Genomic DNA, 10,315 nt, shown 5'->3' with positions numbered 1-10,315 from the left:
CCGGGGGCAGGGCGGCGGGGTAAAATACGCTCTTTTACCTGATTGCTTTCCGCCATGACCGTTCGCACCCGATTCGCTCCCAGCCCGACCGGCTACCTCCACCTGGGCGGCGCCCGCACCGCGCTGTATTCCTGGGCCTATGCCCGCCACTTCGGCGGCACCTTCATCCTGCGCATCGAGGACACCGACCTCGAACGGTCGACGCCGGAAGCGGTGCAGGCGATCCTGGACGGCATGAAGTGGCTGGGCCTGGAGCACGACGAGGGTCCGTTCTACCAGATGCAGCGCATGGACCGCTATCGCGAGGTGGTCAAGGGCATGCTGGACGCCGGCACCGCCTATCTGTGCTACTGCTCGCCGGAAGAAGTCGAAGCGATGCGCGAGCGCATGCGCGCGGCCGGCGAAAAACCGCGCTACGACGGCACCTGGCGGCCGGAACCGGGCAAGACCCTGCCCGCCGTGCCGGAAGGCGTCAAGCCGGTGGTGCGTTTCAAGAATCCGCTGGACGGCGAAGTGACCTGGGTCGACGTGGTCAAGGGCCCGATCACGATCGCCAACAAGGAACTGGACGACCTGGTCATCGCGCGTCCCGACGGCACCCCGACCTATAACTTCTGCGTCGCGGTCGACGACTGGGACATGAAGATCACCCACGTGCTGCGCGGCGACGACCACGTGAACAACACCCCGCGCCAGATCAACATCCTGCGCGCGCTCGGCGCCGAGCTGCCGCAATACGGCCACCTGCCGATGATCCTGGGCGCCGACGGCCAGAAGCTGTCCAAGCGCCACGGCGCGGTGAGCGTGATGGAATACCCGGAGCAGGGCTATCTGCCGGAAGCGATGCTGAACTACCTGGCGCGCCTCGGCTGGAGCCACGGCGACGACGAGATCTTCTCGATGCAGCAGTTCACCGAGTGGTTCAACCTGGAACACCTGACCGCGTCGGCGGCCCAGTTCAACCCCGAAAAGCTGGGCTGGCTGAACAACCACTATATCAAGCAGACCGACAACGAGCGCCTGGCGCAGCTGGCGCGGCCGAAGCTGGAGCGCGACGGCGCGCGCTTCGACGGCGCCCCGGCGCTGCCCACCGTGCTGGGCCTGATGAAGGAGCGCGTCAACACGATCAACGAGCTGGCCGATGCGGCGATGCTTTTCTACCGCGATCCGCAGCCCGATCCCGAATTGCTGGCCCTGCACCTGACCGACGCCGTGCGCGCCGCGCTGGCCACCTTCGCCGAGCGCTCTGCCACCGTCGAATGGAACAAGGCGGCGCTCGCGGCGATGCTGAAGGAAGTGCTGGCCGCCCACAGCCTCAAGATGCCGCAGCTGGCCATGCCGCTGCGCCTGCTGTTGACGGGCCAGCTGCAGACGCCGGCGATCGATGCGGTGCTGGAGCTGTTCGGTCGTGACGTCGTGCTGGCGCGCGTGCGCAAGGGCCTGTAAGGAGGGGCTGTAACACGCGGCGGCGAGGAGGAGCAGTAAGAACGCGCCGGGGCGGCGCGTCGTGCCGCCGGGGTGGCGACCGTCCACGGCGCCGCTGGCCGGTGATCTTGCTGCCAGCCATTCCTTGGCGGGCAGGCAAGACCCGCCGACCCGACGCCAGGCAAGACCCTGGATGGCGTCGATCATACATGCTGGAAACGGACGCTAAAAACGGACTTTGCGAAATGCAAGGTCGTCCTATATAATGCTCGCACTTCAGCGCTGCGGGGGTATAGCTCAGCTGGGAGAGCGCTTGCATGGCATGCAAGAGGTCAGCGGTTCGATCCCGCTTACCTCCACCAACTCTGAAGTGGCAGCAAGGTCGTAGAGCAGTAAAGGCAGTATCGGTTGTTCCCGGTCCCTATCGTCTAGAGGCCTAGGACATCACCCTTTCACGGTGAGTACCGGGGTTCGAATCCCCGTGGGGACGCCAGGCAACTGGCAAGAATGACCGGACGAACGCAGCGCAAGCGGCACTAGTCGAAGCAGTAACAGTGTAGTAAGATGTTGTTTTCCCGTAGGGGGTATAGCTCAGCTGGGAGAGCGCTTGCATGGCATGCAAGAGGTCAGCGGTTCGATCCCGCTTACCTCCACCACGATGGAAAACAGCAGCAGGCAGTATCGGAAGTTACTAGGGTCCCTATCGTCTAGAGGCCTAGGACATCACCCTTTCACGGTGAGTACCGGGGTTCGAATCCCCGTGGGGACGCCAAGAATTTGGCAGTGCGCCGCGCCAGCGGCGGCGCATGGCAAGGTAGTCGGTAGTTTAAGTTTCGTGCAGTTTTAGGTCCCCATCGTCTAGAGGCCTAGGACATCACCCTTTCACGGTGAGTACCGGGGTTCGAATCCCCGTGGGGACGCCAGTTTAAAACCGGGGCAGACCAACGCGCATGCGCGTCGCAGGTGCTCCGGTTTTTCCATTGTGCCGGCGAAAGTGCGCCTGCATGGGCGGCGCGGTAGTAGCGTAGCAGCACAGTTTTAGGTCCCCATCGTCTAGAGGCCTAGGACATCACCCTTTCACGGTGAGTACCGGGGTTCGAATCCCCGTGGGGACGCCAGACAATAAGCCGGAGCCGGCCGCGAAAGCGGGGCTCCGGTTTTTTGTTTGTGCCCATTTTTTCGTTCCCTTTTTTTGTGCCGTTTTGCGTCCTTTTGTGCCCTCTAACTGCGGCCGTCGGGACGCCGTCCCAAGGGGACGCCGGCCCGACGGCCGTGATCTGCCATGCGGCGTCACCACCCCGCCGGCCGCACACCCCCGAATGGATAGTGCATCGCTCCGGCCTGGCCCGCGCCACCGGCGCCGGACGGTCCCACGCCCAGGCGTGCGCCATTGCCCGGCGCCGCCGCGAACATTCCGGCAGGAATGCCGAAGCCCACGGCCGCGCCTTGCCACGCCATGCCCGGCTGCGCCACAGGCAGGCCCAGCGCCACCAGGGCGTCCGGCAAACCATAACCGATCCTGGTCGGATCGCTGAGGGTGACCGGGCGGGCGCTCATCCGCAAGACCTGGAACAGACGCTCGACCCGTTCCGGCGAGCGCGGCAGCGACATGGACTGGAACTCGGGACGGTGCGCCAGTATCAGGGCCGCAAGGCCGGTGACATGGGGCGCCGCCATCGAGGTGCCGTCCCAGGCCGCAAAGTTATTGGGGGGAACCGACGACACCACGGCCACGCCCGGCGCGCAGACGTCGACCTGCGGCCCGAAGCAGCTGAACTTGGCCGTAAAGTAACCCTGCATGTCGCTGTCCGGACCGATGGTTTCGGCATGGTAGCTGTCGGGAGGGAACTCGCCGATCTTGCCGATCGCCGCCACCGCCAGCACATGCGGCGACGACGCCGGGTACTGGACGGCCGAGGACGAGTTGCCGGCCGCGGCGATGCAGGCGACCCCGGCCTGCTTGGCGCGCACGATTTGCCGCTCCAGCGCCTCGGACGGGGACCCGCCACCCAGGCTCAGGTTGACGACGTCGATCCCCTGTTCGATGCAGTATTCGAGCGCATCGATCAGCTGACTGACCTGGCCGCCGGGGAACAGCTTGCAGACGTGGATTTCCGCCTCGGGCGCGAACCCGCGTATGCCCCAGGCCAGATCGGCGGCGGCGATCACGCCGGCACAGTGCGAGCCGTGCCCGAGCGTATCGACGTTCCAGGTGGAGCGGTCGACTTTTTTGTTGATGACGTCGAAGCCGGCATGGATCTGGCTGAGGTTGCCGTGCGTGGTGGCGGCGCCGGAATCGATGACGGCGATCTTGACACCGCGGCCCCGGAATTGCTGGGGCACCTGGTCGAGGCGCATGGCGCGGGCGCCCCAGCCCATGGCGGGTTGCTGTGGCATGCCCTGCAGGGCGGGCCAGTCGGCCAGCGGGCGCAGCATGACGACGTTCGGGTCCTCCAGGCTCAGGTCGGGGTCGCGTTGGTAGAAGCTCCAGTAATCGGTGCGCGGCTTGACGTACAGGCCGCTGATCGTGTGCGTGTCTTCGCCATACAGGCACAGCCGCGCGACCCCGTCGGTGCCGGTCACGGCGGAACTCGGCAGCGCACCGCCGAACAGCGACACCTCGACGTCGGGCAGCGGCGCGCCGTCCTTGCCGACCACGGCCAGCAGCAGCTCGGCCTGCGGTCCCCGGTAGGGCGTCAGCGAACTGACGAGGTCGGGGCGGCGCAGCATGGGGTCGAGCAGTTCCAGGTGCTGGTCGCGCTCGACCAGCAGCTGGCCCTGGCCGCGCTGCAGCAGCTCGCCCGCCTTCTGATCGGTCATGCGCGCCACCACCACGCCGTCGGCCGGTTCGCCCATGGCCGCCTGGCCGAAGCCGGCCAGCGCCATGCCGCCGCGGGTGGCGATGGTGTCGACCACGTCGATGTCGGGCATGGCGTGCAGGGCCTGCTCGACGGCCGACAGGCCCAGCGGCGCCACCCAGCTGCTGGCGCCGAAGGCGCCGGTGAGGGCCGCGCGTGGCGCGACCAGGTATTTCTTCTTGCGCTCGACGACCGGACGGCCGCGCGCGATGGCCGTGGCGCCATCGATGGCGCCCGCCGCGGATGCGGTGCGCTTGGCGCCCGGGCTGTCAGGCGTTGGATTGGGCGTCTCCTGGGCTTCGCCGGCGGCGCTTTTCGTAGGTTTTGGCATGGGATGTCCTTTGCCCGGGGCCGCTCAGTCGGAAAGCGAGAGCGGCTGGTCCGGTTCGATCGTTAACTGGTGAAGAGTCTGTCGCCGCAGCCGCTCGGCGGTCGGCGCATCGGTCTCGACGACCGCCGTGTGCGGCGGACCGGAAGAGGGCCCGATGATGTCGACCAATTGCACGCCTGGTTCGGCGCCGAGGGTCGCGAGAAACGCGCTGAGTGCATTGTCATCGTTGGCGGCGCGCACAATGTAGCGGCCGAGCGTGGGGGGCAGGGGTGCCGGCATGGCGGGGCTCCTGAGCGCCGGCCGGCTGCTGGCGGATACCCGCGGCAGGCCGGCGCAAGATCGTTAGGCAAAAAGCGTTAGGCAATATGCGTTAGACAATAAGCGTCAAGCGCTGCGCGTCAAGCGGTCGAACCGTTCAATGCACGGTTTGTTGGCCGCCGTACGGCATCTGCTGGCCACCATAGGGCATTTGCTGGCCGAACTGCTGGCCGCCATAAGGCATTTGCTGGCCGCCGAACTGCTGGCCCGGCTGTTGTTGGCCGAACTGCGGTTGGCCGAACTGCGGTTGGCCGAACTGCTGCTGCCCGAACTGCGGTTGGCCGAACTGCTGCTGCCCGAACTGCGGCTGCCCGAACTGCTGCTGGCCGACCTGCTGCTGGCTGTAGGGATCCGCCGAGAGCGGCACATAGCGGCCCAGTTGGCTGGCGACGTTGCCGATCGCGGCGCCCAGGCCCTGGTTGCCGAGCTGCTCGCCGATGAAACTGCCGACCGGGCGGGCATACTGGGTGATGGCGTTGCTGAGCCAGCCTTGCGGGGCGATCTGGCCGCCTTGCTGGGCGATTTGCTGTTGCAGCATCGCTTGCTGCTGCTGGACTTGTTGCAGCGTCTGTTGCAGGTGCTGTTGCAGCATCTGCAGTTGCTGCAACTGGGCCAGCGGCATCGACCCCTGCTGGCCTTGTTGCTGGCCCTGGGCGTCGGCCCCGAACGGCACAAAGCGCCCGAAGCTGGAGCCTTCGCTGATGATGTTCCCCAGGGTGCGGTTGCCGGTCAGGTTGCCGATGAGGGCGCCGGCCGGCTTGCCGATCGTGCTGATCAGGTTGCCGAAGAAGCCGCCTTGCGGGGCCAGTTGGCCTTGCTGCTGGGGTTGCTGTTGCATCTGCTGCTGCATCTGTTGCATCTGCTGAATCTGCTGCAATTGCTGGAGCTGCTGCAATTGCTGCAGCTCTTGCAGTTGTTGCGGATCGAGTTGCTGCGCGCCGAGGCCGCCCGACGGATCGGCCGAGAACGGCGAAAAGCGACCCAGGAAGCCGCCAGCCGTTTCGCCGATGCGGCCGCCCAGGCCCGCGTTGTTGAACAGACCGCCGATGCCGCGGCCGATCAGGCCACCCAGCGGCGCGCCGAACATGCTGCCCAGCGATTGCGGCCCAAACTGTTGTGGTCCGTATGGTTGGCCATAGCCTGCTTGCTGATACTCGTTCATGCTAACTCCTCCAGGTAGTCGGCCGTATCGCGGCAGGCAGGAAGCGGTTGGCGCCTGCCGCGGTCGGCCGTGTTCACATTGTTCGCGCCTGTGCAAGACCGATGGCGCGAGGCGAAGGGCAGGAAGGGCTGCCATCGAGGCCGCCTTCCCTGCAGGTAGGCGTTCGACAGGGCATCGATTGCGAAGTTTGTGCCTCCTTGCGGTCGAGGCATACTTCGATTTTGGTCATTGCGATAACGCAGACGCGTGCCAGAAAGGCCTTTGTGTCGTCGAGCATTGCACTGTGCACGAGGATATGTTTCGTCGGATGGCGTTAGAATGGCGGCCCCTGCCACCGCCGCCTGACCGGCCCACTCGCTACCCATGTTCCAGAACTCTTCCGCGCCGTCGCTGGCCATCTTTTGCAAGGTCGTCGATAACTATGGCGACATCGGGATCTGCTGGCGCCTGGCGCGCCAGTTGCGCCACGAGCACGGGGCCGCGGTCACGCTGTGGGTGGACGACCTGGCGAGCTTTCGCCGCATCTGTCCGGACGTCGATCCGGGCGCCGCGGCGCAGGCGGTGCAGGGCGTCGCCGTGCGCCATTGGCGCGGCCAGGACGGCGTGCATGGCGCCGGCGACATTCCCGAGGTCGTCATCGAGTTCTTCGGCTGCGAGCTGCCGCCGTCCTGGATCGAGGCGATGGCGGCGCGCACGCCGCGTCCGGTATGGATCAACTACGAAGGCTTGACGGCCGAGGAGTGGGTCGAGGGCTGCCACCGGCTGCCGTCGATGCATCCGCGGCTGAAGCTGACCAAGCACTTCTATTTCCCCGGCTTTAACGAGCGCACCGGCGGCCTGCTGTACGAAGCCGGCCTGGACGCGCGCCGCCGCGCCTTCCAGCAGGATCCGGCCCGGGCCGCCGCCTTCCTGGCGCGCTTTAACGTGGCGCCGGAGCAGGCGGCCATGCGCAAGGTGTCGCTGTTCTGCTATCCCGAGGCGCCGGTGGATGCCTTGTTCGCTTTGTGGCGCCAGGCGGCGCAGCCGACCCTGTGCCTGGTGCCCGAGGGCGTGGCGCGCGAGCGGGTCGAGGCCTTCCTGGGCGGCCCGGCGGTGGCCGGTGCGAGCGCCACCAGCGGCAGCTTGAGCGTGAGGGTGCTGCCCTTCGTGCCGCAGGACGACTACGACCTGCTGCTGTGGTCCTGCGACCTGAACTTCGTGCGCGGCGAGGATTCCTGGGTGCGCGCCCAATGGGCGGGGCGCCCCTTCGTCTGGCACATCTACCCGCAGGACGAGCAGCTGCACCACAAGAAGCTGCGCGCCTTCTTGCAGGCGTATGCGCCGGCGTTGCCGGCGCTGGACGCCTTCATGCTCGGCTGGAACGGAGCGCGCGAGGTCGGCGACTGGACGGCGGCCTGGGCGGCGCTGGAAGCCGAGCTGCCGCGCATCGCGCAGCAGGCCGACGCCTGGCGCGAGCAGGTTACCGCCCATGGCGATTTGGCGACGAAGCTGCTCGATTTCGCGCGCGAGCTGGAGCAGGCACAGGAAAACCGAGTATAATGCCCGGTTAGTTTCTAACGGATTCCGACGATCAAACGCAGGTTCCGAGGCGCTCGGTCACCCAGCCCGCGATGATTTAATGCAACTATCTTTTTACGTAAAACACCTATGAAACCCGCAAAAGAAATTCGTGTTGGCAACATCATCATGGTTGATGAAAAGCCGTTCATCGTGCTGCGTTCCGACGTCAACGGCTCGAGCCGCACCGGCTTCACCTACAAGTGGAAGATGAAGAATCTTCTGACCAACGCGCCGCTGGAAAACGTGTTCCGCGGCGACGACAAGTTCGACGTGGTCGTGCTGGACAAGAAGCCGGTCACCTACTCGTACTTCGCCGACCCGCTGTACGTCTTCATGGACGAAGAGTACAACCAGTACGAAATCGAAGAAGAGAACCTGGGCGACGCGCTGCACTACCTGAAAGACGGTATGGAATGCGAAGCCGTGTTCTACGACGGCAAGGCCATCTCGGTCGAACTGCCGACCATCATCGCGCGCCAGATCGTGTACTCGGAGCCGGCCGTCAAGGGCAACACCTCGGGCAACGTCCTGAAGGAAGCCAAGCTGGAAAACGCGATCGAAGCCCACCAGCACACCATCATGGTGCCGCTGTTCGTGAGCCAGGACGACACGATCGAGATCGACACCCGTACCAATGAATACAAGAAAGTCGTGCGTAACTGAGCACTGGCTTTCCAATGAAAAACGCTGCCTCGGCAGCGTTTTTTTTCGTCCCGTTTTGTTCGTCCCTCGTCATGCGCGGGAATGCGCGGGAGTCGGCGGCGTCGCTGCCGACTCCCGCCCGCACCTGGATTCCTTAGCGCCGCAGCTGCGACAGGTCCCGCACCGCGCCCCGATCGGCCGAGGTGGTCAGCGCCGCATACGCCTGCAGCGCCTGCGACACATACCGTTCGCGCCCGACCGGCTGCCACGCGTCCTGGCCGCGCGCTTCCATCGCCGCGCGCCGGTGCGCCAGTTCCTCGCTGCTCACGCGCAGGTTGATCGTGCGCGCCGGGATGTCGATGTCGATCAGGTCGCCTTCTTCCACCAGCCCGATGGCGCCGCCTTCCGCCGCTTCCGGCGACGCGTGGCCGATCACCAGGCCCGACGAGCCGCCCGAGAAGCGTCCGTCGGTGAACAGGGCGCAGGCCTTGCCCAGGCCCTTCGACTTGATGTACGAGGTCGGGTACAGCATCTCCTGCATGCCCGGCCCGCCTTTCGGGCCTTCGTAGCGGATGATGACCACGTCGCCCGCATGCACGGTGTCGCCCAGGATCGCTTCCACCGCCGCGTCCTGGCTCTCGAACACGCGCGCCTTGCCGGAGAACTTCAGGATGCTCTCGTCCACGCCGGCGGTCTTGACGATGCAGCCCTTCTCGGCGATGTTTCCGTACAGGACCGCCAGGCCGCCATCCTGCGAGTAGGCGTGCTCGCGGTCGCGGATGCAGCCGCTGGTCCGGTCCAGGTCGTTCTGTTCGTAGCGTTCCGATTGCGAGAACGCGACCTGGGTCGGCACGCCGCCCGGCGCCGCGCGGAACCAGCGGTGCACGTCGGCGTCGTCGCTGACTTTGACGTCGTACTTCTCGATCGCCGCGCCGATGCTGGGGCTGTGCACGGTCGGCAGCGAGGTGTCGAGCAGGCCCGCGCGCGCCAGTTCGCCCAGGATCGCGGGGATGCCGCCGGCGCGATGCACGTCCTCGATGTGGAATTTATCGGTCATCGGCGCCACCTTGCACAGGCAGGGCACCAGGCGCGAGATGCGGTCGATGTCGGCCATCGTGAAATCGACCTGCGCCTCGTGCGCGGCGGCCAGCAGGTGCAGCACGGTATTGGTCGAGCCGCCCATCGAGACGTCGAGCGCCATCGCGTTCTCGAACGCGGCCTTGGTGGCGATCGAGCGCGGCAGCACTGAGTAGTCGTCGCCTTCGTAGTGGCGCTTGGCCGCGTCGACGATCAGGCGTCCGGCGCGCAGGAACAGTTCCTTGCGGTCGGCGTGGGTGGCGACGATGGTGCCGTTGCCCGGCAACGACAGGCCGAGCGCCTCGGTGAGGCAGTTCATCGAGTTGGCGGTGAACATGCCGGAACACGAGCCGCAGGTCGGGCAGGCCGAGCGTTCCACTTCCGCCACGTCGGCGTCGGACACGCTGGCGTCTCCGGCCTTGATCATGGCGTCGATCAGGTCGAGCTTGATCACCTTGCGCTCGTTATTGACCACCTTGACGACCTTGCCGGCCTCCATCGGGCCGCCCGAGACGAATACGGTCGGGATGTTCAGGCGCATCGCGGCCATCAGCATGCCGGGCGTGATCTTGTCGCAGTTCGAGATGCACACCATGGCGTCGGCGCAGTGGGCATTGACCATGTACTCGACCGAGTCGGCGATCAGGTCGCGCGAGGGCAGCGAATACAGCATGCCGCCATGGCCCATGGCGATGCCGTCGTCGACCGCGATGGTGTTGAATTCCTTGGCCACGCCGCCGGCCGCTTCGATCTCGCGCGCGACCAGCTGGCCCAGGTCTTTCAGGTGCACGTGGCCGGGCACGAACTGGGTGAACGAATTGACGACGGCGATGATCGGTTTCTCGAAGTCGCCGTCCTTCATGCCGGTGGCGCGCCACAGTGCGCGGGCTCCGGCCATGTTGCGGCCCTGGGTGGTGGTGCGTGAACGGTAAGTCGGCATGG

The 10,315-nt window shown here is 66.0% G+C and carries 7 protein-coding genes and 6 tRNA genes; 9 read left to right on the top strand and 4 right to left on the bottom strand.

The window, feature by feature from the left end; genetic code table 11:
• Positions 1-54: 54 nt before the first annotated feature.
• The 7 genes from gltX to ABIB38_RS06935 all read left to right on the top strand — a co-directional run bounded on the left by gltX (position 55) and on the right by ABIB38_RS06935 (position 2,543).
• Complete coding sequence (gene gltX, locus ABIB38_RS06965; protein WP_429202940.1) at positions 55-1,446, top strand: glutamate--tRNA ligase; 1,392 nt, start codon at positions 55-57, stop codon at positions 1,444-1,446.
• 265 nt (positions 1,447-1,711) lie between these two features.
• Positions 1,712-1,787 (top strand) — tRNA-Ala (locus tag ABIB38_RS06960).
• A 55-nt stretch (positions 1,788-1,842) separates the two neighbouring features.
• Positions 1,843-1,918 (top strand) — tRNA-Glu (locus ABIB38_RS06955).
• A gap of 87 nt (positions 1,919-2,005) precedes the next feature.
• Positions 2,006-2,081: transfer RNA gene (locus ABIB38_RS06950), tRNA-Ala, on the top strand.
• A 40-nt stretch (positions 2,082-2,121) separates the two neighbouring features.
• Positions 2,122-2,197: transfer RNA gene (locus ABIB38_RS06945), tRNA-Glu, on the top strand.
• A 75-nt stretch (positions 2,198-2,272) separates the two neighbouring features.
• Positions 2,273-2,348, top strand: a tRNA-Glu gene (locus ABIB38_RS06940).
• Positions 2,349-2,467: 119 nt separating this feature from the next.
• Positions 2,468-2,543: transfer RNA gene (locus ABIB38_RS06935), tRNA-Glu, on the top strand.
• A 172-nt stretch (positions 2,544-2,715) separates the two neighbouring features.
• Here the strand turns inward: ABIB38_RS06935 and ABIB38_RS06930 are convergent.
• The 3 genes from ABIB38_RS06930 to ABIB38_RS06920 form a co-directional block, all read right to left on the bottom strand.
• The gene (locus ABIB38_RS06930) at positions 2,716-4,614 is read right to left on the bottom strand and encodes a S8 family serine peptidase (RefSeq protein ID WP_429202938.1); all 1,899 of its coding nucleotides are present in this window, start codon (positions 4,612-4,614) and stop codon (positions 2,716-2,718) included.
• Positions 4,615-4,638: 24 nt separating this feature from the next.
• Positions 4,639-4,893, bottom strand: coding sequence for a hypothetical protein (locus ABIB38_RS06925; RefSeq protein ID WP_429202936.1), 255 nt, complete (start codon positions 4,891-4,893; stop codon positions 4,639-4,641).
• Between the two features lie 136 nt (positions 4,894-5,029).
• Complete coding sequence (locus tag ABIB38_RS06920; RefSeq protein WP_429202934.1) at positions 5,030-6,094, bottom strand: hypothetical protein; 1,065 nt, start codon at positions 6,092-6,094, stop codon at positions 5,030-5,032.
• Positions 6,095-6,457: 363 nt separating this feature from the next.
• Here ABIB38_RS06920 and earP point away from each other — a divergent pair, with 363 nt between their 5' ends.
• Together earP and ABIB38_RS06910 are read left to right on the top strand one after the other, a co-directional pair.
• Positions 6,458-7,633, top strand: a complete 1,176-nt coding sequence (gene earP, locus ABIB38_RS06915) for an elongation factor P maturation arginine rhamnosyltransferase EarP (protein ID WP_429202932.1) — start codon at positions 6,458-6,460, stop codon at positions 7,631-7,633.
• 108 nt (positions 7,634-7,741) lie between these two features.
• On the top strand, positions 7,742-8,317 hold the full coding sequence (locus ABIB38_RS06910) for an elongation factor P (protein ID WP_005666727.1): 576 nt from the start codon (positions 7,742-7,744) through the stop codon (positions 8,315-8,317).
• Positions 8,318-8,450: 133 nt separating this feature from the next.
• On the opposite strand, the gene ilvD is transcribed toward ABIB38_RS06910, so the two are convergent.
• Positions 8,451-10,313 carry a dihydroxy-acid dehydratase gene (gene ilvD, locus ABIB38_RS06905; protein WP_429202930.1) on the bottom strand — a complete coding sequence of 621 codons (1,863 nt, stop codon included), beginning with the start codon at positions 10,311-10,313 and terminating at the stop codon, positions 8,451-8,453.
• Between the last annotated feature and the right edge of the window lie 2 nt (positions 10,314-10,315).

The sequence above is a fragment of the Massilia sp. UYP11 genome, assembly GCF_050434805.1.
Taxonomy (GTDB): domain Bacteria; phylum Pseudomonadota; class Gammaproteobacteria; order Burkholderiales; family Burkholderiaceae_D; genus Telluria.
This window is presented reverse-complemented; position numbering and strand designations above follow the sequence as displayed.

Excerpts from the sequence above, each read along its gene's own strand:
- ABIB38_RS06930 (WP_429202938.1), bottom strand. The coding sequence starts at position 4,614 with ATGCCAAAACCTACGAAAAGCGCCGCCGGCGAAGCCCAGGAGACGCCC.
- ABIB38_RS06910 (WP_005666727.1), top strand. The coding sequence starts at position 7,742 with ATGAAACCCGCAAAAGAAATTCGTGTTGGCAACATCATCATGGTTGAT.
- earP (WP_429202932.1), top strand. The coding sequence starts at position 6,458 with ATGTTCCAGAACTCTTCCGCGCCGTCGCTGGCCATCTTTTGCAAGGTC.
- ABIB38_RS06925 (WP_429202936.1), bottom strand. The coding sequence starts at position 4,893 with ATGCCGGCACCCCTGCCCCCCACGCTCGGCCGCTACATTGTGCGCGCC.
- ABIB38_RS06920 (WP_429202934.1), bottom strand. The coding sequence starts at position 6,094 with ATGAACGAGTATCAGCAAGCAGGCTATGGCCAACCATACGGACCACAA.
- ilvD (WP_429202930.1), bottom strand. The coding sequence starts at position 10,313 with ATGCCGACTTACCGTTCACGCACCACCACCCAGGGCCGCAACATGGCC.
- gltX (WP_429202940.1), top strand. The coding sequence starts at position 55 with ATGACCGTTCGCACCCGATTCGCTCCCAGCCCGACCGGCTACCTCCAC.